General features: G+C 71.9%; 22 protein-coding genes. 14 read left to right on the top strand and 8 right to left on the bottom strand.

The features are described from left to right. Window positions 1-61 precede the first annotated feature (61 nt). Window positions 62-964 (top strand): DNA-3-methyladenine glycosylase 2 family protein, encoded by a 903-nt coding sequence (locus P3X83_RS00835; RefSeq protein WP_277303274.1) that lies wholly within the window; start codon window positions 62-64, stop codon window positions 962-964. Between the two features lie 88 nt (window positions 965-1,052). Then, window positions 1,053-3,662, top strand: coding sequence for a bifunctional FO biosynthesis protein CofGH (locus P3X83_RS00830; protein ID WP_277303273.1), 2,610 nt, complete (start codon window positions 1,053-1,055; stop codon window positions 3,660-3,662). Between the two features lie 42 nt (window positions 3,663-3,704). Here the strand turns inward: P3X83_RS00830 and P3X83_RS00825 are convergent, their stop codons facing one another. Next, complete coding sequence (locus tag P3X83_RS00825; RefSeq protein WP_277303272.1) at window positions 3,705-4,985, bottom strand: coenzyme F420-0:L-glutamate ligase; 1,281 nt, start codon at window positions 4,983-4,985, stop codon at window positions 3,705-3,707. Next, on the bottom strand, window positions 4,982-5,917 hold the full coding sequence (gene cofD / locus P3X83_RS00820; protein ID WP_277303271.1) for a 2-phospho-L-lactate transferase: 936 nt from the start codon (window positions 5,915-5,917) through the stop codon (window positions 4,982-4,984). The genes P3X83_RS00825 and cofD overlap by 4 nt, the downstream gene beginning before the upstream one ends. Before the next feature lie 213 nt (window positions 5,918-6,130). Here cofD and P3X83_RS00815 point away from each other — a divergent pair, with 213 nt between their 5' ends. The 4 genes from P3X83_RS00815 (at window position 6,131) to P3X83_RS00800 (ending at window position 13,162) form a co-directional block, all read left to right on the top strand. Next, window positions 6,131-7,864: a hypothetical protein gene (locus tag P3X83_RS00815; protein WP_277303270.1), complete on the top strand. Its 1,734-nt coding sequence runs from the start codon at window positions 6,131-6,133 to the stop codon at window positions 7,862-7,864. Between the two features lie 316 nt (window positions 7,865-8,180). After that, on the top strand, window positions 8,181-8,438 hold the full coding sequence (locus P3X83_RS00810; RefSeq protein WP_111170288.1) for a WhiB family transcriptional regulator: 258 nt from the start codon (window positions 8,181-8,183) through the stop codon (window positions 8,436-8,438). A gap of 156 nt (window positions 8,439-8,594) precedes the next feature. After that, complete coding sequence (locus tag P3X83_RS00805) at window positions 8,595-11,741, top strand: glycosyltransferase family 2 protein (protein WP_277303269.1); 3,147 nt, start codon at window positions 8,595-8,597, stop codon at window positions 11,739-11,741. Further along, the gene (locus P3X83_RS00800) at window positions 11,738-13,162 is read left to right on the top strand and encodes a DUF5719 family protein (protein ID WP_277303268.1); all 1,425 of its coding nucleotides are present in this window, start codon (window positions 11,738-11,740) and stop codon (window positions 13,160-13,162) included. Before P3X83_RS00805 ends, P3X83_RS00800 begins: the two co-directional genes overlap by 4 nt. Window positions 13,163-13,186: 24 nt before the next feature. Here the strand turns inward: P3X83_RS00800 and P3X83_RS00795 are convergent, their stop codons facing one another. Further along, window positions 13,187-13,663: a metallopeptidase family protein gene (locus P3X83_RS00795; RefSeq protein WP_277303267.1), complete on the bottom strand. Its 477-nt coding sequence runs from the start codon at window positions 13,661-13,663 to the stop codon at window positions 13,187-13,189. Between the two features lie 181 nt (window positions 13,664-13,844). Here P3X83_RS00795 and P3X83_RS00790 point away from each other — a divergent pair, with 181 nt between their 5' ends. From P3X83_RS00790 to P3X83_RS00770, 5 genes are read left to right on the top strand one after another with little or no spacing between them, the layout of a single operon-like run. Continuing rightward, a complete protein-coding gene (locus tag P3X83_RS00790) occupies window positions 13,845-14,213 on the top strand; it encodes a DUF3499 domain-containing protein (RefSeq protein ID WP_277303266.1) in 369 nt (122 codons plus the stop codon). Window positions 14,214-14,272: 59 nt separating this feature from the next. Next, entirely contained in the window at window positions 14,273-15,628 is a 1,356-nt protein-coding gene (locus tag P3X83_RS00785; protein ID WP_277303265.1) for a phosphomannomutase/phosphoglucomutase, read from the top strand. Window positions 15,629-15,630: 2 nt separating this feature from the next. Then, window positions 15,631-15,804, top strand: coding sequence for a Trm112 family protein (locus tag P3X83_RS00780; RefSeq protein ID WP_277303264.1), 174 nt, complete (start codon window positions 15,631-15,633; stop codon window positions 15,802-15,804). Then, a complete protein-coding gene (locus P3X83_RS00775; RefSeq protein ID WP_277303263.1) occupies window positions 15,801-16,928 on the top strand; it encodes an SIS domain-containing protein in 1,128 nt (375 codons plus the stop codon). Before P3X83_RS00780 ends, P3X83_RS00775 begins: the two co-directional genes overlap by 4 nt. A gap of 57 nt (window positions 16,929-16,985) precedes the next feature. After that, window positions 16,986-17,960 carry a cation diffusion facilitator family transporter gene (locus P3X83_RS00770; RefSeq protein ID WP_277303262.1) on the top strand — a complete coding sequence of 325 codons (975 nt, stop codon included), beginning with the start codon at window positions 16,986-16,988 and terminating at the stop codon, window positions 17,958-17,960. Here the strand turns inward: P3X83_RS00770 and P3X83_RS00765 are convergent. Genes P3X83_RS00765 through P3X83_RS00755 form a run of 3 tightly spaced genes read right to left on the bottom strand, consistent with a single transcriptional unit; the run spans window position 17,938 to window position 20,228 of the window. Further along, window positions 17,938-18,597: a response regulator transcription factor gene (locus P3X83_RS00765; RefSeq protein ID WP_277303261.1), complete on the bottom strand. Its 660-nt coding sequence runs from the start codon at window positions 18,595-18,597 to the stop codon at window positions 17,938-17,940. The two genes, P3X83_RS00770 and P3X83_RS00765, sit on opposite strands and share 23 nt — an antisense overlap. Then, on the bottom strand, window positions 18,594-19,829 hold the full coding sequence (locus P3X83_RS00760; RefSeq protein ID WP_277303260.1) for a histidine kinase: 1,236 nt from the start codon (window positions 19,827-19,829) through the stop codon (window positions 18,594-18,596). Before P3X83_RS00760 ends, P3X83_RS00765 begins: the two co-directional genes overlap by 4 nt. A 54-nt stretch (window positions 19,830-19,883) precedes the next feature. Continuing rightward, window positions 19,884-20,228, bottom strand: a complete 345-nt coding sequence (locus tag P3X83_RS00755; RefSeq protein WP_277303259.1) for a MerR family DNA-binding transcriptional regulator — start codon at window positions 20,226-20,228, stop codon at window positions 19,884-19,886. A gap of 98 nt (window positions 20,229-20,326) precedes the next feature. Between P3X83_RS00755 and ahcY the strand changes: the two genes are divergently transcribed. The 3 genes from ahcY to P3X83_RS00740 all read left to right on the top strand — a co-directional run bounded on the left by ahcY (window position 20,327) and on the right by P3X83_RS00740 (window position 23,783). Then, a complete protein-coding gene (ahcY, locus tag P3X83_RS00750) occupies window positions 20,327-21,757 on the top strand; it encodes an adenosylhomocysteinase (protein WP_277303258.1) in 1,431 nt (476 codons plus the stop codon). Window positions 21,758-21,791: 34 nt separating this feature from the next. Then, the gene (locus P3X83_RS00745) at window positions 21,792-23,039 is read left to right on the top strand and encodes an adenosylhomocysteinase (RefSeq protein ID WP_277303257.1); all 1,248 of its coding nucleotides are present in this window, start codon (window positions 21,792-21,794) and stop codon (window positions 23,037-23,039) included. A gap of 225 nt (window positions 23,040-23,264) precedes the next feature. Further along, a complete protein-coding gene (locus P3X83_RS00740; RefSeq protein ID WP_277303256.1) occupies window positions 23,265-23,783 on the top strand; it encodes a hypothetical protein in 519 nt (172 codons plus the stop codon). A 61-nt stretch (window positions 23,784-23,844) separates the two neighbouring features. Here the strand turns inward: P3X83_RS00740 and P3X83_RS00735 are convergent, their stop codons facing one another. Both P3X83_RS00735 and P3X83_RS00730 read right to left on the bottom strand, forming a co-directional pair. After that, the gene (locus P3X83_RS00735; protein ID WP_277303255.1) at window positions 23,845-24,345 is read right to left on the bottom strand and encodes a DUF5946 family protein; all 501 of its coding nucleotides are present in this window, start codon (window positions 24,343-24,345) and stop codon (window positions 23,845-23,847) included. A gap of 273 nt (window positions 24,346-24,618) precedes the next feature. After that, the gene (locus tag P3X83_RS00730) at window positions 24,619-26,022 is read right to left on the bottom strand and encodes an MFS transporter (protein WP_277303254.1); all 1,404 of its coding nucleotides are present in this window, start codon (window positions 26,020-26,022) and stop codon (window positions 24,619-24,621) included. Between the last annotated feature and the right edge of the window lie 125 nt (window positions 26,023-26,147).

Here is a 26,147-nt window from a genome sequence, read left to right as displayed (position 1 = left end):
GAGTAGCCCTGTACTCATTCGTGGAAAACGCCTGACCACGCGGTTGCGGCAGACTGATGGGGTGAGACAGCGGGTGTGGCGGCCGGAGGGGCCCCTGGACGTCGGGCTCGCGCTGGCCGTGCACCGGCGCGGGAGCGGCGATCCCGCCTGGCGTCGCGAGGGCGGCGCCGCCGTCTGGCGGACCACCCGCACCCCTGACGGCCCGGCCACGCTCCGCGTGTCGGTGCGGGCCGCGGAAGGGGCCGTGGTCGGCGTCGCCTGGGGGAGCGGAGCCGACTGGGCGCTCGACGCGCTGCCCGCCATGCTGGGGGCCGACGACGACGCCTCCGGCTTCGCCGCCGCCGCCGGGGTGATCAGGGACACCGCGCGGCGCTTCCCCGGCTTCCGGATCGGCCGTTCGGGGCGTGTGTTCGAGGCGCTGGTGCCCGCCGTGCTGGAACAGAAGGTCGTGGGCAGGGAGGCGTTCCGTGCGTGGCGGTGGCTGCTGCGCCGGTACGGCGAGCCCGCCCCCGGCCCCACCCCGGAGGAGATGCGCGTCTTCCCGCCGCCCGAGGTGTGGCGGGCCGTCCCGAGCTGGGACTGGCACCGCGCGGGCGCGGAGGCCGTCCGCGCCAGGACCATCGTGAACGCCGCCCGCCACGCCGGGAAGCTGGAGGCCGCCGCCGAGAGCGGGCAGGCCGACCGGCTGCTGCGGGCGCTGCCCGGCATCGGCGTGTGGACCTCCGCCGAGATCCGCCAGCGCGCGTACGGCGACCCGGACGCCGTTTCGGTCGGCGACTACCACCTGCCGTCGCTGGTCGGCTGGGCGCTGACCGGCGAGAAGACCGACGACGCCGGGATGCTGGAGCTGCTCGCGCCGTACCGGGGGCACCGGCACCGGGTGGCCAGGCTGGTGGAGCTGAGCGGGCTGCGCCCGCCGCCGCGCGGCCCCCGGATGGCCGCGCGGGACTACCGCTCCCTCTGAGGTCTTCGTCCGAGGACGGCGGGCCTCCCGCGCTGTTAGGGACGGGGCTGCCGAAACTCACGAGAGGCCGGGTCGTAGTGTGCCGGGTATGACTGACCCCGTGCCCGCAGACTCCGCGATGCGTCGTGCCCTCGCCCGGGCCCGTGACGGCAAGACCCTCAACGCCACCGAGGCCGCGGTGCTGCTCCAGGCCAGGGGCGAGCACCTCGGCGCCCTGCTCGACCACGCGGCCAGGGTGCGTGACGCGGGCCTGGCCCGCGCGGGCCGCCCCGGCGTCATCACCTACAGCCGCAAGGTGTTCATCCCGCTGACCCGGCTGTGCCGGGACCGCTGCGGTTACTGCACCTTCGCCACCGCGCCGAACAAGCTGCCCAGCCCGTTCCTCAGCCCGGACGAGGTCATGGAGATCGCCCGCCAGGGCGCGGCGATGGGCTGCAAGGAGGCCCTGTTCACCCTCGGCGACCGGCCGGAGGACCGCTGGCACCAGGCGCGCGAATGGCTCGACGCGCACGGCTACGACGACACGCTCTCCTACGTGCGGGCGATGGCGATCCGGGTGCTGGAGGAGACCGGACTGCTGCCGCACCTCAACCCGGGCGTCATGACCTGGCAGGACCTCCAGCGGCTCAAGCCGGTCGCGCCGTCCATGGGCATGATGCTGGAGACCACCTCGCGCCGCCTGTTCGAGGAGAAGGGGCAGCCGCACTATGGCTCGCCGGACAAGGACCCCGCCGTACGGCTGCGCGTCCTTGAGGACGCCGGGCGCACCAGCGTGCCGTTCACCACGGGCATCCTGATCGGCATCGGCGAGACGATCGCCGACCGCGCCGAGTCGATCTTCGCGATCCGCCGGGTGGCCCGCGAGTACGGCGGCGTCCAGGAGGTCATCGTGCAGAACTTCCGCGCCAAGCCGGACACGGCGATGCGCGGGATGCCGGACGCCGACCTTGAGGAGCTGGCCGCCACGATCGCGGTGACGCGGCTGGTGCTCGGGCCGGGGATGCGGGTGCAGGCCCCGCCGAACCTGGTCGACTCCGAGTACGCGCTGATGATCCGGGCGGGCATCGACGACTGGGGCGGGGTCTCGCCGCTCACGCCCGACCACGTCAACCCCGAGCGTCCGTGGCCGCAGATCGAGGCGCTGGCCGAGCGCACCGCCGAGGCGGGGTTCGAGCTGCGCGAACGCCTGACGATCTACCCGGAGTACGTCCGGGCCGGTGAGCCGTGGCTCGACCCGCGTCTGTTCGGGCACGTGTCCGCGCTGGCGGACCCGGAGACCGGGCTGGCCAGGGAGGACGCCGTCCTGACCGGCCGTCCGTGGCAGGAGCCGGACGGCGGGTACGCCGCGTCCGGCCGTACCGACCTGCACGTGGAGGTGGACACCGAGGGGCGCTCGGCCGACCGCCGCGACGACTTCGACCACGTCTACGGCGACTGGGACGCGCTGCGCGAGCGGGCCGCCGCCGTGACCGGCAAGGGCACGAGCGGGGGCGCGGTCCGCGGCGACGTACGGCAGGCGCTCGCCCACGCCGAGTCCGACCCCGCCGGGCTGAGCGAACAGGACGCGCTGACCCTGCTCGGCTTGGCCGGCGACCCGTCCGGGGCCGGAGCCGACGACGCCGGGCTCGACGAACTGTGCCGGATCGCCGACGGCCTGCGCCGCGAGGCCGTCGGCGACGACGTGACCTACGTGGTCAACCGGAACATCAACTTCACCAACGTCTGCTACACCGGCTGCCGGTTCTGCGCGTTCGCCCAGCGCCGCACCGACGCCGACGCCTACACCCTCTCCCTGGACCAGGTCGCCGACCGCGCCCACGAGGCGTGGCTGGCCGGGGCGACCGAGGTGTGCATGCAGGGCGGCATCCACCCCGACCTGCCGGGCACGGCGTACTTCGACATCGCGCGGGCGGTCAAGGAGCGCGTCCCCGGCGTCCATGTGCACGCGTTCTCGCCGATGGAGGTCGTGAACGGGGCCGGTCGCACGAACCTGTCGATCGAGGAGTGGCTGCACGCGGCCCGCGAGGCCGGGGTCGACTCGCTGCCCGGCACGGCGGCCGAGATCCTCGACGACGACGTGCGGTGGGTGCTGACCAAGGGCAAGCTCCCGGCCCGCGAGTGGATCGAGGTGATCAGCACCGCGCACCGGATCGGCATCCCGACGACCTCGACCATGATGTACGGGCATGTGGACACGCACGCGCACTGGGTGCGGCACATCCGGTTGATCCGGACCATGCAGGAGGAGACCGGCGGCTTCAGTGAGTTCGTGCTGCTGCCGTTCGTGCACCACAGCGCGCCGATCTACCTGGCGGGGGTGGCCAGGCCCGGCCCGACCGCCCGCGAGAACCGCGCGGTCCACGCGCTGGCCCGGATCATGCTGCACGGGGCGATCGGCAACATCCAGTGCTCATGGGTCAAGCTCCGCGACGACCTGTGCCGCGACGTGCTCCAGGGCGGGGTCAACGACCTGGGCGGCACGCTGATGGAAGAGACGATCAGCCGGATGGCCGGGTCGGAGAACGGCTCGTACAAGACGATCAGCGAGATCGCCGCGATGGTGGCCCCGACCGGGCGTCCGCTGCGGCAGCGGCTGACCGGCTACGGCGAGCCGGACGCCGAGCGCCGCGCGGCGGCGGCGGCCAGCGACGGCGTCTGCCAGAGCGTGCGCCGCGCCCTACCGCTGACCGGCGCGTAGAACTTCGAGGGGCGGGCGCTGACGCGCCCGCCCCTCGAAGTGTCACCGGGTGACGATGAAGTCGTCCGGGTTCCTCGGCGGGCGCTCCCTGGGCGGTGCGGCGGCGTGGCCGACCGCGATCGCGCCCATCGGGTCCCAGGACGCCGGGAGGTCGAGCACCTCGCGCACCACCGGGCGGCAGAACATCGTCGAGGAGACCCACGCGGACCCCAGCCCCTCGACGGCGAGCTGGATCAGCAGGTTCTCCACCCCCGCCCCGGTCGCCACCACGAACATCTCCCGCTCGGCGGCGTTGCGGCGGGCGTCGGGGTAGGTGTGCGAGCCGTCCATGACCAGGCAGGGCACCACCAGGTAGGGCGCGTCGCGCAGCACGTTGCCACGGCGGATGCGCTTGGCGACCGACTCCTCGGAGAAGCCGTCGGCGCGCAGGTCGGCGATCCACGCCTCGCGCATGGCGTCGACCAGCTCGCGCCGGGCCGCCGCGCTCTCCACCAGCACGAACCGCCACGGGGTGGTGTGGTGCGGGGCGGGGGCGGCGATTCCGGCGGCGACGGCCCTGCGGACGGCCTCGCCGTCCACCGGCTCGTCGGAGAACTCCCTGATCGTGCGGCGGGCGAACACCACCTCGCGCGAGCCGTGGCGGAACATGTCTTCGTCGGCCGGGCGGACCAGCAGCCGCGCCCCCTCGCCGTCGCCCTCGGTGACCAGCGGGGAAAGACCGCGCACCACCGCGACCGGCATGCCCGCGAGCTTGCCCTTGACCAGCTCGGCCGCGGCGGCGATCTCGTCGGCCAGCGCGGTGACGGTCATCGCCAGCGGGTTGCCGTAGGCGTCGGACTTGCCGCGAAGGTCGTCGGTCACGATGACCCCGGCCGCGCCGATCGCGACGTCGGTCAGGCCGTTGCGCCAGGGCCGCCCGAAGGTGTCGGACAGGATCACGCCCACCCGCGCGCCCCGGCGGGCGTGCAGCCCGGCCCGGATCTCGCGGGCGGAGGCGTCGGGGTCCTCCGGCAGCAGCAGCACGGTGCCGCGCTCGGTGTTGGAGGCGTCGACGCCCGCGGCGGCCATGACCAGGCCGTGGCGGGTCTGCGCGATCACCGTCTCGCCGCGCCTGGCGACGACCCTGACCGTTTCCATGGCGATGGCCTCGTCGCGGCCGTTGGCGGTGGCCAGCACGCGGCCCTCCGCCTTGCTGACGATCTTCGAGGTGATCACCACGATGTCGCCGTCGCGCAGGTCGTCGGCGCAGCGGTCGATGAGTTCGGCGATGTCGTCGCCCGGGCGCACCTCGGGCATGCCCGGCAGGGCGGTAATGGTGATCACGCCAGCTCCTCGGCCATGGTGACGGCCGCGCGGGCGATGTCGGCGGACGCCTCGTCGTCGTGCATGATCAGCGGCCGGGCCTCGACGCGGACGCCGTCGAGCCGCACGCCCGCGTCCTGCTCGGCGACCAGCCAGCCGTCGATCAGGCCCGCGCCGTACAGTTCGAGTACGGCCTGCGCGCTGGTCTCCACGCCGATCGCGGTCAGGCACGCGTCGGCCATGCCGCGCACGGGCGCGCCGCCGATGATGGGGGAGACGCCGACGACGGTCTTCTCCGACAGCGCCTCCCGGATGCCCGGGATCTGCAGGATCGTACCGATGCTGACCACCGGGTTCGACGGCGGCAGGATCACCAGGTCGGCCTCGGCGACGGCGTCGAGCACGCCGGGGGCGGGCCGGGCCTCGGCGGCGCCGACCAGGGCGATCTCCAGGGCGGGCACCGACGCGCGCAGCCGCACCCACCATTCCTGGAAGTGGATCGCGCGCCTGCCCTCGTCGTCTTCGATGACGACGTGGGTCTCGGCGCGGTCGTCGGTCATGGGCAGCAGCCGCACGCCCGGCCGCCACCGGTCGCACAGCGCCTCGGTGACGGCGGACAGCGGATAGCCCGCGTTGAGCATCTGGGTGCGGACGATGTGGGTGGCGAAGTCGCGGTCGCCGAGGCCGAACCACTGCGGCTGCATGCCGTAGGCGGCCAGTTCCTCCTTGACGACGTGCGACTCCTTGGCCCGGCCCCAGCCCTGGTCCTCGTCGATGCCGCCCCCGAGGGTGTACATGACGGTGTCGAGGTCGGGGCATACCCGCAGGCCGAAGAGAGTGATGTCGTCGCCGGTGTTGCCGATCACGGTGATCCGCGCCTCGGGGACCGCGGCCTTGAGTCCGCGCAGGAAGCGCGCGCCGCCGATCCCGCCGGCGAGGGAGACAATGCGCATCCGGCCAGTCTCCCACTGTCCGCCGGACCCTTCGCGGAGGGGCCGTCACCTGCCGCCAGGCTGTCCGAAACCCACCCAAGTATCACGAAAATTCCGGGAAATGTAACTGTTTGAGAGCCTATTGGGTTGGATGAGGTTGCTGGGAGTCCCGACATGCATGTCGACCTTGTGCAAAACTTCCCTGTGCCATATGGACCTTGATGGGGGCAAGTTGTGATCAGAATCGAAGCGAGCCGGCTCCGTGATCCGGCCGCATGGATCATGTTCGCCGTGGCGGCCATCAGCATCCTGCTCGGCGTGGGAGACCTGCTGATCTCAGAGACGTTCGGCGGTTCCTTCGGCGGGCGCGCGCTGGGCAGCCAGAGCACCCTGCTGTCGCCCGTCAACATCGCCCTGCTGATCGGCGCCGTCGTGCTGACCACCAGGTTCGGTGAGGCGACCAAGGCCGCTCGGCCGGTCACCCTTGGCTCGGTCGTGGCACTGGGCGTCGCGGGACTCTTCGGCGTGATCGCGCTGTTCGGCGGGCTCGTCTCCGGCGACCTCAGCGGGCGCAGCAACGTCGAGATGTTCCTGTCCGGCGGTGCGCGCCTGGCGCTGCTCGCGATCGCGTTGCTCTACTTGCTCCCGCAGGCGTTCCCCGCCACCCCGCGCACCCCCGCGCAGCAGGGCTTCGGCGGTTACCCCGGCCAGCCCGGCCAGCCGAACCAGCCCGGGCAGCCGGGTCAGCCGGGTCAGCCCGGTCAGCAGGTCCCGCCGTACGGCGGGCCGCAGCAGCAGCCCATGTACGGCCAGCAGCAGCAGCCCGAGTACGCCCCCCAGCAACAGCAGTACGGCCAGCAGCAGCCCGACTACGGCCAGCAGACGGAGTACGCCCCGCCGCAGGAGCAGTACGGCCAGCCCCAGCCGCAGCAGCCCGACTACGGCCAGCAGCCCTACGGCCAGCAGTTCGGCCAGGGACAACAAGGCCAGCAGGGCCAGCAGGGCCAGCAGCCTCATCAGCAGGCGGCTCACCAGCAGGTCCCGCAGGACGCTCAGCAGGCCCAGCCGCACGCGGCCCCCACCTACGCGTCGCCGGTCCAGCCGCAGCACCCCGAGCCGACGGCTCCCCCCAGCTACACCCCTCCCGCCGGCCTGCCCGCCCTTCCCCCGGCGGAGAGCGCCCAGGAGTCCTCCTACGGCCAGTACTCCAACTACGGCCAGCAGTCCTCCTATGGCCAGGACGCCTACGGCCAGCCCGCGCAGCCGTCGTACCCGGCGGACCCGCCGCAGGGCGCCTTCGGCGGGCAGCAGTACCCGGACACCGGTCAGCAGTATCCGGACACGGGCCAGCAGTACCCCGACACCGGCCAGTCGTACGAGGGCTACCAGGGACAGAGCGGTTCCTACGCCTCCGCCTCCTACGGCCAGCCGGCGGCCCAGCCCGCCCAGCCGTCGTACCAGAGCCAGGAGTACGGCCGGCAGCCCGACGAGGGCTACGGCGAGCCGAACCCGGCCGACCCGCGCGCCCAGCAGCTCGCCCAGGCGTACCAGCAGGCGCACAATTACCAGTCGCAGGGCTACCAGGGCTACCAGCCCCAGCAGGGTTACCAGACCGGCCAGCAGCCGCAGTACGGCCAGCAGGGCACCCAGCCCGGCACCCAGCAGGGCGGCACCCAGCCCGGCGGCCAGACCGGCACCCAGCCGCAGATCAATTACACGGGTGAGGGCACGGCCTACGACACCCCGTTCGGCCACCCACAGGGCGCCGGCTCGTACGACACCGGTCAGGGCGGCTGGACCCCGGAGACCCCGGGTGAGTCGACGATGCGGTTCGACCCCAACGCCTACCGTGACCAGCCCAATCAGCAGAACCAGAACCAGCAGGGCCAGCAGGGCCAGCAGGGTCACCCGGGCGCGGAGCCCATCGACCCGACGGCCATTTACACGCCCGGCGATCCCAGGACGTAATGACTCGGCAATCGGTTCGCAGAGAGAAGGTGAGCCCGGGTCACGGCCAGAACATGTCCTGGTACGTTTCCGACCGGCGAGAGCGCTGAACAAGGCACGGTACCTGTCACGGGGGTAGCGTTCGCCGCGATGAAGAGCATCACGGCTGTGAACCGGGGAGAGCGGGTCTTTCCCCGGATACCGGTATGCCGCTTGACGTCACACCGGGCGCGTGAGTGTAATTACAGGCGTGTAGTTACGCCCTCCACCGGGTGGGTATGACGGAGGGCGTTCATAAGGGGGGCTCCATTGCGGGCGGGCGGCAGGGAGGTGTGCAATGGCCGACCTGGTCGATGCACAGGCGCTCAGTGCTGAAGATCTTGGCTGGCAGGAGCGCGCCCTGTGCGCGCAGACCGACCCGGAGGCGTTCTTTCCGGAAAAGGGCGGGTCCACCCGTGAGGCCAAGAAGGTGTGCCGCGCGTGTGAGGTCCGTGCCGAGTGCCTGGAGTACGCGCTCGAACACGACGAGCGGTTCGGCATCTGGGGTGGCCTGTCAGAGCGGGAGCGCCGTCGGATCAAGCGCGAGGCCGGTTGAGGTGGGCTCGGCCTGCTCGCACACGGTCGTTCGACGTGGTGTGACCAGGTGACCTGAGCCGGATCTCGCATTGCCACGTGCGCGGGCCGGTCGTGCCGTATCTTTGTCGGGCGCCGATCAACGGTGCATTTCGTACTAGCCCGGCAAACAGGACACATGTCCAGCGCGATCGGAACCCCCGTGCCAGCAGTGGTCACCGCGATCGTGGTCGCCCACGACGGAGCCCGCTGGCTCGACGACACACTCGCCGCGGTGCTGCGCCAGAGCAGACCGGCGGACCGTCTCGTCGGCGTCGACAACGGCAGCCGTGACGGCGGAGCCGACCTGCTCACCAGATACCTCGGCGAGGGCAACGTCCTGTCGCTGCCCCGCTCCACGGGCTTCGGCGACGCCGTCGAAGAGGTCCTGGAGCGGCTGCCGGCGACCCGTCCCGAGCAGGAGTGGATCTGGCTCCTGCACGACGACTGCGCGCCCGACGCCCGCGCCCTTGAGGCGCTGCTGTGGGCCGCCGAGCAGGACCCGGGGGCCGTCGTGCTCGGCCCCAAGCTGCGCGACTGGCTCGACCGCCGGATGCTGCTGGAGGTCGGCGTCACTGTCGACCGCACCGGGCGCCGCGACACCGGCCTGGAGGCCAGGGAGTACGACCAGGGGCAGCACGAGGAGGTGCGCGAGGTCTTGGCCGTCTCCACGGCCGGGATGCTCATCCGCCGCGACGTCTGGGAGGACCTCGGCGGGCTCGATCCCGACCTGCCGCTCTTCCGCGACGACCTCGACCTGTGCTGGCGGGCCAGGAACGCCGGATACCGCGTGCTCAACGTCAGCCACGCGGTGGCCTGGCACGCCGAGGCGTCCGCCCGCCGCCGCAGGCGGATCACCGTCGGCGACCACCACCCCCGGCGCATGGACCGCCGAAACGCCCTGTTCGTCGTGATGGCGAACGTGCCGTTCCGCGCCCTGCTGTGGATCCTGCCACGCAACGTGCTCGGCTCGATCTTCCGCACGCTGCTGCTGGTGCTGGCCAAGCAGCCGGGCAGCGCGCTCGACGAGATCACCGCCCTGGGATCGGTGCTGCGCCGTCCCTTCCGCCTGCTGCGGGCCCGCCGCGCCCGCGCCTATGGGCGCGGGAAGAACTACGCCCAGATCAAGAAGCTGCTCACCCCGCCGGGGGCGGTCGTGCGGCGCTTCACCGACATGATCCAGGGCTATCTGTCGGGCGCCGGGCCCATGGAGTCCGCCGGACGCCACCACGCCGCATCCGCCGGGCGGGGCGCGGAGGAGGGCGACGAGCTCCTGATCGGCGACATCGGGCCGATGCAGCGGATCTTCGGCAATCCGGGCGTGCTGCTGTTCCTGGCGCTGCTCGCGGTCACCGTGGCGGCCGAGTGGCGGCTGGCCGGGGGCGGACGGCTGGGCGGCGGCGCGCTCGCGCCGGTCGCCGGCGGGGCCGCCGACCTGTGGCGGCTCTACATCGAGAGCTTCCACGCGGGCGGGCTCGGGAGCGACACGTGGACGCCGCCGTACGTGGCCGTGCTCGCGGCCCTGTCCACGCTCACGCTCGGCCAGACCTGGCCGGCCGTCACGGTCCTGCTGCTCGGCTGCGTGCCGCTGGCCGGGGTGTCGGCCTACCTGTCCACGCGCCGGATGATCCCCCGCGCGGGCGCGCGGGTGTGGCTCGCCGCCGCCTACGCGCTGCTGCCGGTCGCCACGGGCACGGTCGCCGCCGGACGGCTGGGCACCGCCGTGGTGTTCGTACTGCTGCCCGTCTACGCACACCTGGTGGCCGTGGTGCTCGCCGGGCGTGGCAGAGGGGCCCGGCGGGCCGCCTGGGGGCTCGGGCTGCTCCTCGCCGTCGGGGCCGCCTTCGTGCCCCTCGTCTACGTGATGATCGCGATGCCGCTGGGCGTGGTCGCGTTCCTGATCGGCAGGCGCGGCGTGATGCTCTCGGCGGGCGTCGCGCTCGCCGTGCCGGTGGCGCTGCTGTTGCCCTGGTGGGGTCGGTTGCTGAGCCGTCCGGGGCGGATCCTGCTGGAGGCGGGTCCGCACCTGCCGTCGCTGGTGGACCCCGCGCTGCCGGCCGCTTCCCTGTTCACGCTGGCCCCCGGCGGGCCCGGTATGCCGCCGCTGTGGACGGTCGCCGGGCTGCTGGCGGTCGCCCTGGCAGCGCCGCTGATGCGGCGGAGGCGGATCGCCGTCGCGGCGGCGTGGGGCACGGCCCTGTTCGGGCTGCTGGTGGCGATCCTGGTCAGCCGGGTCACGGTGACCTCGCAGGGCGGTGGCGAGCAGGCCCCGGCCTGGCCGGGGGTGCCGCTGGCGTTCGCCGCGCTCGGCCTGCTGGTCGCCGCCGCGCTGATCGCGGACCGTCTGGCCGACCTGCGCGCGGCTGGCGGCCTGCGCCGGTTCGCGGCCCTGCTGACGGCCGCCGTGGCGCTGTCCACACCGCTGATCGCCGCCGCCCACTGGGTGACCGAGGGCGTCACCGGGCCGCTGCGCGGCGACGCGCCCGACGTCCTGCCCGCGCTCGCCGCGTCGGGCTCGCGGGGCGGCGAGCGCACCCTGCTGCTGCGCGGCACCGCCACGGCCGGGCTCACCTACACGGTGCTGCGCGGCAGGGTGCCGCTGGCCGGAGAGTCCGACCTGCCCGCGCCCGACGCCGCACGGACCCGTCTGGCCCTCGCGGCGGCGGGTCTGGTGTCGGGCAGGGGTGGCGCGGACGCCGCCGTCCTCGCCACCTACGGCGTGCGCTTCGTGGCCCTGCGCGCCCCGGCGGGCGGCGTCGTCGATCCCGAGGTCAGCCGGGCGCTGGACTCCCAGCCCGCGCTCGTCCGGCTGAGCCTGTCGGAGACCACCGGCGTGTGGCGGACGGCCGCGCCGACCGGCCTCGCCTGGATCGCCGACCAGGCGGGCGCGCGCACCCCGGTCAAGATCGCCACCGCCCCCGGCGGCGCGTTGACGGCCGCCGTACCGGCGGGCGGCCCCGGCCGTACGCTCGTGCTGGCCGAACCCGCGGGCGGCGGATGGCACGCCACGGCGCGCACAGGAGACACGGGGGAGCTGTCCCCGGCCACCGTGGACGGCTGGGCGCAGGGCTTCCGCCTGGGCCAGGGCGCGGCCACCGCGCGGATCACCCACGAGGACCCCTGGCGGCGCGGCTGGCTGTGGACGCAGGCCGCGCTGGTCGCCGTGGTCCTGGTGCTGGCCTCGCCGGGACGCCGCTCCGAGGAGCCCCCACCCGACTACGGCGAGACGCCCGCGGCGGGCGGCCGGTCCCGGCGCGGCAGGCGCAAGGAGATGGCGGCACGGTGAAGGCCCTGATCGAGAACCGTTTCGGGCCGATCGCGGTGGTGCTGATCGCCCTCGCCGTCCTCTTCGGCCTCGCCCACCTCACCACGCACATCACTGGGCCCGCGCCTCAGGCCAAGGCCGCGCCGCCGCGCGCCCGGGTCGCCGTGCAGTCGGTGACCGCCGTGTGCCCCGATCCGGCGCGGAGCACGATCAGCGTGCTCACCCCGGCGGCGCGCGGCACGGGTTCCGTGACCGTCGCCGAGCAGGGCGGCAAGGGCAAGCCCAGCGTGATCGACCGTCCGGGGCCGCTCTGGCAGAAGGAGGTGGACCGCTCAGGGCCGGTCCTGGTGACCGGGGCGGGAACCCCGGCCGCGGGCCTGGAGGCGGCGCAGACCACCACCGTGACCACGGGCGGCGGGCGTGGCCTGTCCGGCGTGCGCTGCGTGGAACCCTCGTCGAGTACCTGGCTGGTCGGGCCCGGCCCGGCCGCCGCCCACGACGTCAGGCTGCACCTGGCCAACGCCGACAGCGCCGTCGCCACCGTGGAACTGGCGATCTACGCGGGGGAGGGGCCGGTGGTCGGCGATCACGGCCTCGCGCTCGCCCCCGGTGAGCACCGCTCGGTGCGGCTCGCCGACCTGGCCCCCTCACCGCTGGTGATGGCCGTGGAGGTGCGCACCAGGACCGGCCGGGTGGCCGTCGCCGCCCGGGCCGACCTCGGCGACGGGCGCGGCGTGGACTGGCTGCCCGCCGCCGCGCCGCCCGCGACCAAGGTCGTGGTGCCCGGCCTGCCCGGCGGTGGCGGCAGGCGCGAGCTCTACGTCGCCGCGCCCGGCGAGACCGACGTCGTGGTCGGCGTCAAGGCCGTCACCGAGGACGGCTCCTACGCGCTCAAGGGACGCGAGAACGTCGAGGTGCCCGCCGGGTCGGTCGCCACGCTCGACGTCTCCACCGGGATCGGCGGGCAGGCCGCCGCGCTCGTGCTCACCGCGCCCGTGCCCGTGGTCGCCGGGGTGGTGGTGACCGGTCCCGGCGAGAAGCCGGACGTCGCCTTCAGCGCCGGGGCGCCGCCGATCGACCTGGGCAGCTCGGTGGCCGACAACCGGTCGGGCAAGGGGCGCACCACCCGGCTCATCCTCACCGCGCCGGACCGCGCGGCCCGGGTGCGGGTGCAGGTCGTGCCGTCCAAGGGGACGGCGCCCGCGCCCGTGGACGCGGACGTGCCCGCCGCACGCACCCGCCAGGTGAAACTCCCCAAGATCGAGGGCTCCTACGGCCTGGTGATCACCCCGCTGCCCGGCTCGGGCCCCGTCTACGGCGGGCGTGTGCTGGAGGAGCGCACCGAGGACGGCCCGCTGCTCAGCGTCCAGCCGCTGGCACTCGGCCGGGCCTGGACTCTCGTGCCCCCGATGACCGATTCGGCGGCGACCGTACTGCCCTGAGGGTCGCGACCGGCCCTCAGTGGATCAGTGCCGGTCGTCGTAGCCGGGATCGACGGTCTCGGGTGACAGCCCGAGCAGGCTCGCCACCTGCTCGACCACCGCGTCGTGGACCAGCGCGCCCAGCGTGTCGCGGTCGCGCGCCCGGGCTTCCAGGGGCCGCCGGTAGACCACCACGGCCGCCGGGTCGGAACCGGCGGCGGCGCGGGCCCGCCCGAACGGGATCGGCTCGCCGCCGACCCGGCCGGGGCCGTCGCCCAGCTCGCTCACCGGAGGGACCTCCTCGACGGAGAACTCGACCGAGGCGAGCTGGTCGCCCCACCGGGGCTTGAGCCGGTCTACGGCGTCGAGCACGAAGTCGTCGAACCGCTCGCTCCTGGACCTGGCGATCGGCACCTGCTGGGGCGCGAGCGGGCCGCGCATGCCGCGGCCGTGCCGGTCGCGCCTGCGCGGGCCGCGGGGCCGTGGCGCGCCACCCGGCGCCCCTGCTGTAGCGGAGCTCACGGATCAAAGTTTAGGTCCTGCCGTGCCGATCTCGATGCGCCTTCGGTGATGGACCGGTGGCACCCCTGGGACAAGGGGCAAGACGGTGGAACCCGTGACACCTGCCCGAATTGTGGCGACACGCTCGTTAAGAGCCGCCTGGATAGTGGCGCCTCGGTCTCTTAGGGGATACGGTCCCTCCGTGAGCCCCGTCCGCCGCTGTTCGCGCACCGCCTGCAGTCAGCCTGCCGTCTTCACGCTCACGTACGTTTACGCCGACTCGACCGCCGTGCTCGGCCCGCTGGCGACGTACGCCGAGCCGCACTGCTATGACCTGTGCGCCGAACACGCCGAGCGGCTGACCGCTCCTCGCGGATGGGAGGTCGTGCGCCTGCCCAGCGAGGCCGCGCGGCCCAGCAGTGACGATCTCGAAGCTCTCGCCAACGCGGTCCGCGAGGCGGCCAAGCCGTCCTCCCCGGGCACCGGCGAACCGGTCGGCCAAGGGGTCGAGGTGGGCCGGCGCGGCCATCTCCGGGTGCTCCGCTCCGCGCGACCTCAGCGTGACCGCTAGTAGGCTCGAAGCGTTCTCGGGGCCAGATTGGGCAATCGATCACCAGGGCGGAGCTGGGAGTGGGCGACCTCGCCAGGATCTTCAAGGCTTACGACGTTCGCGGCGTCGTTCCGGACGAATTCGACGAGGAGGTCGCCGAAGCGGTCGGGGCGGCCTTCGCGGAGGTGACCGGGGCCGACTCCATCGTCGTCGGGCGCGACATGCGCGTCTCCTCGCCGCCGCTGGCGGCGGCGTTCGCCAGGGGCGCGACGGCGCGCGGCGCGGAGGTGCTCGACATCGGGCTCGCCTCCACCGATCTGCTCTACTACGCCAGTGGCAGCCTCGGGCGCCCCGGCGCGATGTTCACCGCCAGCCACAATCCGGCCCGTTACAACGGGATGAAGCTGTGCGGCCCGGGGGCGGTGCCGATCAGCGAGGCCACCGGCCTGGTCGAGATCCGCGACCGCGCGGCCGAGATCATCGCCGCGGGCGGCCCCGGCGGCGGTGAACGGGGCAAGGTCGTCGCCAAGGACCTGCTGCCCGGCTACGCGGGCCACCTGCGCACGCTGGTCGACCTCACGGGCATGCGCCCGCTCACCGTGGTGGTCGACGCGGGCAACGGGATGGCCGGTCACACCGTGCCCGCCGTGTTCTCCGGGCTGCCGGTGAAGCTGATCCCGCTCTACTTCGAGCTCGACGGCTCCTTCCCCAACCACGAGGCCAACCCGATCGAACCGGCCAACCTGATCGACCTGCGCAAGGCCGTGGTCGAGCACGGCGCCGACATCGGCCTCGCCTACGACGGCGACGCCGACCGGTGCTGGGTGATCGACGAGACCGGAGAGTCGGTCTCGCCGTCCGCGGTGACCGCGCTGGTGGCGGCCCGCGAGCTGGCCAAGCACCCCGGCTCCAAGATCATCCACAACCTGATCACCTCGGCGGCCGTCCCCGAGATCGTCGCCGAGCACGGCGGGGTGCCGGTCCGCACCCGCGTGGGCCACTCCTTCATCAAGGCCGAGATGGCCCGCACCGGGGCGATCTTCGGCGGCGAGCACTCCGCCCATTACTACTTCAAGGACTTCTGGTTCGCCGACTCCGGTATGCTCGCTGCGCTCCACGTGCTGGCGGCCCTCGGAGAGCAGGACCGGCCGCTGTCGCAGGTCGTCGCCCGCTTCTCCCGCTACACCGCGTCCGGCGAGATCAACAGCACCGTCGACGACCAGGTCGCGACGGTGGAGCGGGTCAGGGCCGCCTTCGCGGGCCGTGAGGGGGTCACCTTCGACGAACTCGACGGCCTGACCGTGACCGGCGGCGGCTGGTGGTTCAACCTTCGCCCGTCCAACACCGAGCCGCTGCTCAGGCTGAACGCCGAGGCGGCTGACGAGCATCAGATGGCGGAGGTCAGGGAAGAGGTCCTGGCCCTCGTGAGGAGATAGCTGTGAAGATCGACGACTGGCTGCTGGAGATCCTGGCCTGCCCCGCGTGCAGGTCGCCGCTGCGGGCCGAGCCCGACGCCGACGAGCTGACCTGCACCTCCGGCGCGTGCGGGCTGGTCTACCCGGTTCGTGACGACATCCCCGTGCTGCTCGTCGACGAGGCCCGCAAGCCGTGACGTTGTCGCCTGACCGCCAGTGGGATCCGGATAGGCTCGACGATCAGGCTCATCTGGTCGAGGCAGACCCCGGCGGCATGCTGCCCGCCGTCGCCTCCTCGGCGGCGCAGGTCCGCGTCGCGCGCAGGGCGTGGACGGCCGCGGGCATCGGCGAGTCCCTGGCCGCCGAGGGCAGGCCCCGCGCCGTCGTGGTGGCGGGCGCGGGCGTGTCGGCCGTGGCGGGCGACCTGCTGGCGGCCGTGTGCGGCCCCGGGGTGCCCGTGCCCGTGCTCACCGTCCGCTCCTACCGGCTGCCCGGCTGGGTGGGCGCCGCCGACCTGGTCGTCGCGGTGTCCTTCGACGGGCGGACCGAGGAGACCGTGGCGCTCGCCCGGGAGGCGGTCCGCCGTGGCTGCCGGCTGCTCGCGATCGGCCGGGAAGACTCCCCGCTGCACGCGGTGGCCCGGCAGGCGGGCGCGCCGTTCGCGCGGGTCGAGGCCGGTGGGCAGGCCCGCGCCGGGCTGTGGGCGCTGGCGGTGCCGCTGGTCTGCGCCGCCTCGGCGATCCGGCTCACCCAGGCCGACGAGGGGCTGTTCGAGGCGGTCGCCGAACGGCTTGAGGACACCGCGCACCGCTGCCGTCCGGGCAGCGAGTCGTTCATCAACCCGGGCAAGAACCTGGCCCTGGAACTGGCCGAGACGATACCGATGATCTGGAGCTCCTCGCCGTCGGCGGCGGTCGCCGCGAGCCGGTTCGCGGCCCAGCTCAACCAGAACGCCGGCTATCCCGCCCTGCACGGCGAGATCCCCGACGTGTGCCACGACCAGGCGGCTGCGCTGGACGGCCCGCTGGCCGTGCGCGACATCTTCGCCGACGAGTCGGCCCGCGCACTGCGGCTGGTGATGATCCGCGACACCGACGAGCACGAGAGGGTCGCCCGCCGCCGCGAGATCTGCGTCCGGATGGCCCATGACCGCGGCGTGCCGGTCACCGAGATCCAGGCGGAGGGCCTGCACCCCTTGGAGAGGATCGCCGGGCTGGTCGGTTTGATGGATTATGGGAGCGTTTATCTGGCTTTGGGGTACGGTATCGATCCGTCCCCAGTCCCCGCGGTCCGCGAACTGGAGACCCGGCTTTCCGAATAGGATCCCAGTGGCGTTCTCCGGAGTACCCGCCCGGACGACTAGGAGTGGAGACCACACGTGAGCGCGAGTGGCGGCACCAAGGCGATCGTCGCGGCACTGATCGCGAACCTGTCCATCGCGGTGGCCAAGTTCGTGGCCTTCATCATCACCTCCTCGTCGTCGATGCTGGCCGAGTCGATCCACTCCGTCGCCGACTCGGGCAACCAGGTCCTCCTGCTGGTCGGCGGCAAGCGGGCGCAGCGGGCCCGCACTCCCAAGCACCCCTTCGGCTACGGCCGCGAGCGCTACTTCTACGCGTTCGTGGTCGCCGTGGTGCTGTTCACGGTGGGCGCGCTGTTCTCCCTCTACGAGGGCTGGCACAAGATCAGCGACCCGCATCCGGTAGACAACGCGATCGTCGCCTTCGGCGTGCTGATCTTCGCGATCATCGCCGAGGCGTTCTCGTTCCGCACCGCCATCCGCGAGGCCAACGCGGTGCGCGGCAAGCAGTCGTGGGTCTCGTTCATCCGGCGCTCCAAGTCGCCGGAACTGCCGGTCATCGTCCTTGAGGACCTCGGCGCGCTGGTCGGCCTGATCCTCGCCCTGTTCGGCGTGAGCATGGCCGTCATCACCGGCAACGGCGTCTGGGACGGCATCGGCACCCTCTGCATCGGCGTGCTGCTCGCGGTCATCGCCGTGGTCCTCGCCGTCGAGATGAAGTCGCTGCTGATCGGCGAGGGCGCGGGCGGCGAGATCGAGGACGAGATCACCGCAGCGCTCACCGCGGGCCCCGAGGTGACCAGGGTCATCCACCTGCGCACCCTGCACCTCGGTCCGGAGGAGCTGCTGGTGGCCGCGAAGATCGCGATCGACCACGACGAGACGGCGGGCGAGGTCGCCCGGGGCATCGACGAGGCCGAGCAGCGGGTCCGCACCGCCGTGCCGATCGCGCGGGTCATCTACCTGGAGCCCGACCTCTATCGGGCGAACCGGGCCGCGCAGGGCTCCGGCTCCTCGGACGAGAGCACGCCTACCACGCCTGGCTCGGCGTGACCAGGCCCGTCTCGTAGGCGTGGATCACCGCCTGGGTGCGGTCGCGCAGGCCGAGCTTGCCCAGCAGGCGCGCCACGTGCGTCTTCACGGTGTGCTCGGTCACGACCAGCTCGGTGGCGATCTCCGCGTTGGACAGTCCCCTGGCGATCATCCGTAGCACCTCGTTCTCCCTCGGCGTCAGCCCGGTGGACGAGGCGGCCGGACGCGGCCGGGCGTACCCGGCGATCAGCCGTTTGGTGATCTTCGGCGACAGCAGGGCGTCGCCGCCGGCCACCGTCCGCACCGCGTCCGCCAGATCCCCCGAGCGCACGTCCTTCAGCAGGAACCCGCTGGCCCCCGCGGACAGCGCCGCGTAGACGTACTCGTCCAGGTCGAAGGTCGTGATCATGATGACCTTCGTGTCGTGCGCCTCGATGATCCGGCGGGCGGCCTCGATGCCGTTCATCGCGGGCATCCGGATGTCCAGCAGGGCCACGTGAGGTGCGGTCTCGGCGGCCAGCCGCACGGCCTCGGCGCCGTCGGAGGCGGTGCCCACGACCGCCATGTCCGGCTGCGCCGCGAGCACCGCCGCGAAACCGCGGAGCACCACCGGCTGGTCGTCGGCGACCAGCACGGTGGTGACGGATGGCGAGGTCATTCCGTGGGAAGCCCGGCCTGGACGAGGAAGCCCCCGTGCGGCCCCGGCCCCGCGTTGAACCAGCCGCCGAGGGCGAGGGCCCGCTCGCGCATGCCGATCAGCCCGTGGCCGCCGGTGCCCTCGCCCTCCTCCGGGGCCTTGGCCGTGGACTCCTCGCCCATGACCACGGCCTCCTTCGCATCGTCCACTCCACCCGCGCCGCCAGTGCCACTCTCGGGGCCGCTGTCGGCGACGCGTATGGCCAGCAGAGTGGGACGATACGCCAGTTCGATCGAGACCCTGGAGCCCGGAGCGTGCACGCGGGCGTTGGCGAGCGCCTCCTGCACGATGCGGTAGGCGTTGACGTCCACCGCCTGCGGCAGCGGGCGCTCCTCGCCGATCACGTCCAGGTCCACCTCCCCGGGGTGGCTCTCGATCAGCTCGGGCAGCCGGGACAGGCCCGGCTGCGGAGCGGTCTCGGGACCGTCGGGGATGTCGGCCCGCAGCACCCCGAGCAGCCGCCGCATCTCGGCCAGCGCGTCCCTGGCGTTCGCGGCGATGTCCGCGAGCTCGCCGCGGGTGGCCTCGCCCAGGGTCTCCCCGGCCTCGGCGAGCGTGAACGGCGCGGTCTCCGCCCGCACCGCGATCATCGACACCGAGTGGGCCACCACGTCGTGCATCTCCCTGGCGATCCTGGCCCGCTCGGCCATGGCCGCCCGCTCCCTGACCTGCTCCAGATGATCGGCCTTGACCCGCCCGATCTCCACCCTGCTGCCCCGCAGGTCGGCGAGGAAGGTGACCGCCGTGATGGTGACGGCGACGAGCAGCCCCAGTGACTGCGTCCCCGGATACCCGCTGGTGAGGAGGACGGCTCCCGCCGCGGCGCTGAGGCCCCCGGCCCAGCGCAGATATCGGGGGAGCAGGGTGAGCAGCGTGTAGGTCGAGAGGACGCCGGACAGGTAGACCGCCATGTTCGCGCCTTCCGGCAGCTCCCCGATCGCCACCAGGATGCCCGCGCCCAGTGCGGTCAGCACGAGCACGCCCACCCGGAAGCGCCGGCGCACCATCTGCGGCGCCGTGGCGAGCAGACTGGCGCCCAGTTCCGGCATGCCGTAGTAGGAACGGTCGTTGAGCACGAACACGGTCAGTGCCGCGCCGATGGCCACGTCGAGCAACGGCGACCGCAAGATTTTCTGGAGGTCGAGGGAGGCCATGGCACGTTCAGCCTCGTCTAACCGGGACGAGAAGGACATGTCCAGAATTGTGGCGCTGGGGCGAGGGCCTGTCGTCACTCTTTCGAGTGACGATCATGCTCGGGGCGACCGTCCGCGCAGCAGGCGCAGCGCCTTCTCCTTCTCGAAGTCGAGGGCGCGGCGCGGGGCCTGGATGCGCCCGATGCGCAGCCCCAGGTCACGGACGGCGTGCGCCACGCCCGGCTCGCTGAGCACCCGCATCGCGAAGGCCAGCTCGGCGGGGGAGACGTCGAACCGGCGCTCCAGCTCCATCCCGTGCGCCACCGCGGCCAGGTCGTCCTCCTCGAACCTGCGGTGCGAACCGCGCCCCCTGACCTGCGGCAACAGGCCGAGCGCCTCCCGATAGCGCAGCATCCGAGGAGACATGCCGAGGCGCTTCGCCGCTTCCGTGATCCGCATTCTGACAATCTTATGTCAGCTTTCGGCCTTCTGGTGTGCGCTGTGCCGTAGGTGGCCCATAAACTCGCAGACGACGACATTAGCCAGAGGGGAATCACATGGACTTCAAGGTGGCCGACCTGTCGCTTGCGGACTTCGGACGCAAGGAGATCCACCTCGCCGAGCATGAGATGCCCGGCCTCATGGCGGTTCGCCGCGAGTACTCGGGCGCCAAACCGTTGAACGGCGCGCGCATCATGGGATCGCTGCACATGACGATCCAGACCGCCGTGCTCATCGAGACCCTTGTCGAGCTCGGTGCCGACGTGCGCTGGGTGAGCTGCAACATCTTCTCCACCCAGGACCACGCCGCCGCCGCCACGGTCGTCGGCCCCAATGGCACCGTCGACGACCCCAAGGGCGTGCCGGTGTTCGCCTGGAAGGGCGAGACCCTGGAGGAGTACTGGTGGTGCACCGAGCAGGCGCTGGCCTGGCCTGACGGTGGCGGCCCCAACATGATCCTGGACGACGGCGGCGACGCCACGCTGCTCGTGCACAAGGGCGCCGAGTACGAGAAGGCGGGCGCCGTCCCGGCCGCCGCCGAGGACGACCCCGAAGAGTGGAAGATCATCCTCGACACCCTCCGCCGGAGCATCGCGGAGAAGCCCGGCCAGTGGACCGCCGTGGCCGAAGGCGTCAAGGGCGTCACCGAGGAGACCACCACCGGCGTGCACCGCCTCTACGAGATGCACAAGAACGGCACGCTGCGCTTCCCCGCGATCAACGTCAACGACTCGGTCACCAAGTCGAAGTTCGACAACAAGTACGGCTGCCGCCACTCCGTCATCGACGGCCTCAACCGCGCCACCGACGTGCTCATCGGCGGCAAGGTCGCCGTCGTCTGCGGCTACGGCGACGTCGGCAAGGGCTGCGCCGACGCGCTGCGCGGCCAGGGCGCCCGGGTCATCGTCACCGAGATCGACCCGATCTGCGCCCTCCAGGCCGCCATGGACGGCTTCCAGGTCACCACCCTGGAGGACGTCGTCGGCATCGCCGACATCTTCGTCACGACGACCGGCAACTACGACATCATCCGCGCCGACCACATGGCCGCGATGAAGCACCAGGCGATCGTCTCCAACATCGGCCACTTCGACAACGAGATCGACATGGCCGGCCTGGCGAAGCTGCCCGGCATCAAGCGGAACAACATCAAGCCGCAGGTCGACGAGTGGATCTTCGAGGACGGCCACTCGATCATCGTCCTCGCCGAGGGCCGCCTGATGAACCTGGGCTGCGCCACCGGTCACCCCTCGTTCGTCATGTCGAACTCCTTCACCAACCAGGTGATCGCGCAGATCGAGCTGTTCACCAAGACCGACACCTACCCGCTCGGCGTCTACACGCTGCCCAAGCACCTCGACGAGAAGGTCGCCCGGCTGCACCTCGACGCCCTGGGCGTCAAGCTCACCGAGCTCACCAAGGCGCAGGCCGAGTACATCGGCGTCGACGTCGAGGGCCCGTACAAGCCCGAGCACTACCGCTACTGACAGGCACGGCGAAGGCAGGGCGGCGATCGGGGAGATGTTGGACATCGGGGATGCCAGAGAGGCCGGCGAGCGGCGGATCGACTGGGCCGCCCGCGCCATGCCGGTCCTCCGGGCGGTCGGCGAGCGGTTCGCCGCCGAGCGGCCGCTCGACGGCATGCGCATCGCCGCCTGCCTGCACGTGACGGCCGAGACCGCGGTGCTCATGGGAGCACTGCGGGCCGGCGGCGCCGAGATCGCCCTCGCCGCGTCGAACCCGCTCTCCACGCAGGACGACGTGGCGGCGGCGCTCGCCGACTACGGCGTCGCCGTCCACGCGCGGGCCGGGGTCGATCGCGAGACCTACTACCGGCACATCCACCAGGCCCTCGACATCGCCCCGGAGATCGTCCTCGACGACGGCTGCGACCTGGTCAACACCCTGCACACCGAACGCGTCGAGCTCCTCCCCGGCGTCACCGGCGGCTGCGAGGAGACCACCACCGGGATCATCCGGCTCCGCCAGATGGCCGCCGAGGACGCGCTGCGTTTCCCCGTCGTGGCGGTCAACGACACCCGTACCAAGCGGATGTTCGACAACCGCTACGGCACCGGCCAGTCCACCTTCGACGGCATCATGCGCGCCACCAACACCCTGCTCGCGGGCAAGACCGTCGTCGTGGCCGGATTCGGCTACTGCGGCCGGGGCGTCGCCGAACGCGCCAGGGGCCTGGGCGCGCGGGTCGTCGTCACCGAGATCGACCCGGTCAAGGGCCTCGACGCCATCCTGCACGGCTACGACGTCCGGCCCATGGCCGTCGCCGCCGAGCACGGCGACGTGTTCGTCACCGTCACCGGCAACCGCGACGTCATCCGCGCCGAACATCTCGCCGTCATGAAGGACGGCGCCATCCTCGCCAACGCGGGCCACTTCGACATCGAGATCGACGTCCGCGCCCTGGAGGACCTCGCCGACGCCATCCACCCCAACGTCCGCCCCAACACCGACGAATACGTCCTCGCCGACGGCCGCCGCCTGCTGCTGCTCGCCGAGGGCCGCCTGGTCAACCTCACGGCGGGCGAGGGCCACCCGGCGGCCGTCATGGACATGTCCTTCGCGGCCCAGGCCCTCGCGGTGACCTGGCTGGCCCGCGAACGCGTCCGCCTCACTCCGGGCGTCTACGACGTCCCTCCGGAGGTCGACACCGAGGTCGCCCGCCTCAAACTCGCGGCGGCCGGCATCGAGGTCGACGCTCTGACCCCTGACCAAGAGTCCTACCTCCACTCCTGGCGCACAGGTTCTTGATCCTCCTGGCCGCCACACCGTGGCGCCGCCTCCCGCGCACTGCCACGCCCATCCGAGCCCGGTCGGCCGCGGCAAGATGGGCTCCAAGCGCCATGTGATCGCGGACGGCAACGGCGTTCCCCTCGGGGTCGGCGCGTGGCCTTCATGACGCCGGCCGCATCGATCATCCGTCGGCGGAGCCTCGTCCGCTGATCATTCCGATAGGGGTTGTTGGAGTCGCCCGGCATGACACGACGATCACGGATGCTGTGGTCCGCCGCCCTGCTGTGGGCGGCGGTTCCGGCCGCTTACCTGATCTTCCTGGAGACGCAGGAACCGCTGACTCCACAGGCTCCGCCGGGGGAGTACGACGGGCAGCTCTACGGGATGGTTCAGCTCTTCTCCGGTGGTCGTCTCCTGAAAGTTCTCGTACTGATCCGCCACGTGCAGTTCACCGGGATCTTCGGCGTTGTGCCGTACGTGCTGCTCGGGCTCGGGATGTGCTTGCTCGGCGCTCAACTGGGCCGACCACGGACCGGTCGAATCGTCGCCGGACTCCTCGCAGCCGCACTGGTCCCGATGTACAGCCTGCATCTCGTGCTCTTCCTGGTGGAGGGGTCGGCGGAGGCCATGGCCAGGGGCCCACAATGGCCCGTCTTCTCCGCGGTCGGCGGAGACCTCTATCAACTCGCCGCAGTGGCCCTGATGGTGCTGGCACTCCGTTCTGGGCGGCGGGAGACTTCGCACATCTCGGAGAGATTCTGATCGTGTTTACCCGGTGCCTGGCAGCGGCCCGCATACCCTGCTGAGAATGCGGGGTCGAGCATCAGCTCTGGAGGGTTTTCCAGGATTCCACAGTCGCTTCGGTGATGATTTCGATGCGGCATCCGTATGCCGGATGCCCATCGGACACGAAGCTGCCGTCCTTGAACGGCAACCCGCAGAAGGCGGCACGGAAGGGTCCGGGCGATCCGCTCTGTGGGAGCGGCGCATACTCCGCGAGGGGCGCCATATCGTAGCCCGACCGTGCCCTGTGCTTGTTTCGCGCCACCTGGTGAGCCGCCAGGCGGAGCAGCGCGTCAATGCCCTTGTCCAGGTAGAACTGGAGCAGGCGGAACTGAACGTCGAGGTACTTCTCATGGGCCTTGGAAGGATGCTGCAGGAGATATGCGCAGACCACGACCGTGTGCCACTTGTACATCTGTGGATCGGCCTGTTCCTCGGCCAGGATCGCGTGATAGTAGTCCACGCACCCGCCCAGCGGACCGACAGCCGCACCGCACTCGCACTTATCCATGCTGGGGCTGTCTGTCATGGTCTGCACCATAGGGGCCCTCCAACGCCCTGTCGATGGCATTTCCTTCAGAGCCTGCCGGGGCTGGACAAGGCCGGCGTTCACCGACACGGGCGTTCCCCGCCGTAGCCGGTACCGGCCCTGTGCCCGGCGTTCGCCAGGCGTGGTCGCTTCCCGCCGTTACCGCACCGGCTGACAAGGGCCCCCTGGGGAGGCTCTTCCTTCCCCTGGTGGGGCAGCCCGACCGGCAGAGGCCGACTGGGCGGGGGGTGTCGCTCCTGGAGTGACAACCTCGTCCAAGCTCTGCTACGTACCGGCGGTCGGGGCTCGGCCGGGGATGAGCCGTAGGGCGGCCGTGGCTGTGATCAGGCATGTGACGATGGCGATGGTGATGGCCGCGAGAGTGCCCCTGGCGGGATCGGCGGTAACGATCGCACCGAGTAGGGCGACCCCGATCGCGCCGCCTGTCTGCCGGGCTGTGTTCAGGGCGCTGGAGCCCATGTTCTGGAACCGGTCAGGGGCGAATGTCATGACAACCAGTGTTTGGGAGGGTGCGGACAGTCCCATGCCGGTGGAGAAGACGCACAGGCCGGCTGCGATGAGCGGATACGGGGCGGAGGCGACGGTGAGGAATCCGAGTCCGATCGCCGAGAGGGTCATGCCTGTGGCCAGACTGGTTCGGGGTCCGAACGCGGTGATGAAACGAGCGCCGAGGAAAGCCGAGGCGAGGGTGGCGGCCACGGTCAAGGGCAGGAAGGCCAGCCCGGCCTGCAAGCCCGAGTAGCCGCGTACCTGCTGGAAGTTGAACGTGTAGACGATCAGCATCCCGTAGAGCGAGAAGTTGTACGTCGCACCGGCGAGCAGACCGGCGAGCACCGGACGCTCGGCGATGAGGGCGGGCGGCAGGAGGACCTCTCGTCCGCCTCGTGCCCAGGAGAACTGGGCCGCGATGAAGACGAGGAGGGCCGCGATGCCGCCCACGAGAGCCGTGAGCACCGCGGGGTCGAGCCAGCCTGCGACACTCGACTCGACCAGCGCCCACACCGTGGCGGTGAGGCCGGTGATCGCGATGGCCTGCCCGCGGATGTCGAAGGACACGCGTTGAAGCGGGACCTCTGCCACGTATCGCACGACCAGCCAGCCGGTGGCGGCGGCGACCGGGACATTGAGCAGGAAGATGCTCCGCCAGCCGAAGGTGTCGAGCAGTAGCCCGCCGATGAAGGGGCCGATCATGAAGCCGATGCCGCCCACGCTCACCCAGATCGAGATGGCTCTGGTGCGTTCGGCCGTCGCTGTGAACATGCGGCTGATCAGTGTCAGTGGTGCGGGAGCGAGGAGCGCTGCCCCCAGGCCCTGGCAGGCACGGCCGAGGACGAGCATTCCCGGGTCGGGAGCGAGGCTGCAGGCTATCGACGCGGCGGTGAAGACCCCGAGTCCGGTCAGGTAGCCGCGTCGGGCACCGATCCGATCCCCGAGTCGGCCGGCGGACAACAGCAGGGCGGCGAACACGAGCGTGTAGGCGTCGATGGCCCATAGGCCCTCGGCCGGGCCGGCGTGAAAGTCGGTGCGTATCGCGGGGATCGCGACGTTGGTGACGTTCGCTTCCATGATGATCAGGGCGGTGCCCAGGCACAGACCGGTCAGGCCGAGTGTCCGGTCGATGGCAGAGGCGGGTGGTGATGTCTGTTCTTGGGCAGCGTCAGGGGACACGGTCACTCCGATGGAGATGAGAAGCGGCGTCTACGCCGGGAGACACGGCGTGGGGAGGCGCTGGGCCGCGCGGAGGCCGGGGAAGTCGCATGAGCGAAGCGGGCTTCCGGGTGCTCGTGGTGTCG

The organism is Spongiactinospora sp. TRM90649 (assembly GCF_029382225.1).
Taxonomy (GTDB): domain Bacteria; phylum Actinomycetota; class Actinomycetes; order Streptosporangiales; family Streptosporangiaceae; genus Spongiactinospora.
This window is presented reverse-complemented; position numbering and strand designations above follow the sequence as displayed.

Coding starts and splice junctions, on each gene's coding strand:
- P3X83_RS00830 (WP_277303273.1), top strand. CDS start 1,053: ATGACTGACCCCGTGCCCGCAGACTCCGCGATGCGTCGTGCCCTCGCC.
- cofD (WP_277303271.1), bottom strand. CDS start 5,917: ATGCGCATTGTCTCCCTCGCCGGCGGGATCGGCGGCGCGCGCTTCCTG.
- P3X83_RS00810 (WP_111170288.1), top strand. CDS start 8,181: ATGGCCGACCTGGTCGATGCACAGGCGCTCAGTGCTGAAGATCTTGGC.
- P3X83_RS00805 (WP_277303269.1), top strand. CDS start 8,595: ATGTCCAGCGCGATCGGAACCCCCGTGCCAGCAGTGGTCACCGCGATC.
- P3X83_RS00765 (WP_277303261.1), bottom strand. CDS start 18,597: ATGACCTCGCCATCCGTCACCACCGTGCTGGTCGCCGACGACCAGCCG.
- P3X83_RS00760 (WP_277303260.1), bottom strand. CDS start 19,829: ATGTCCTTCTCGTCCCGGTTAGACGAGGCTGAACGTGCCATGGCCTCC.
- P3X83_RS00755 (WP_277303259.1), bottom strand. CDS start 20,228: ATGCGGATCACGGAAGCGGCGAAGCGCCTCGGCATGTCTCCTCGGATG.
- ahcY (WP_277303258.1), top strand. CDS start 20,327: ATGGACTTCAAGGTGGCCGACCTGTCGCTTGCGGACTTCGGACGCAAG.
- P3X83_RS00745 (WP_277303257.1), top strand. CDS start 21,792: ATGTTGGACATCGGGGATGCCAGAGAGGCCGGCGAGCGGCGGATCGAC.
- P3X83_RS00740 (WP_277303256.1), top strand. CDS start 23,265: ATGACACGACGATCACGGATGCTGTGGTCCGCCGCCCTGCTGTGGGCG.
- P3X83_RS00735 (WP_277303255.1), bottom strand. CDS start 24,345: ATGGTGCAGACCATGACAGACAGCCCCAGCATGGATAAGTGCGAGTGC.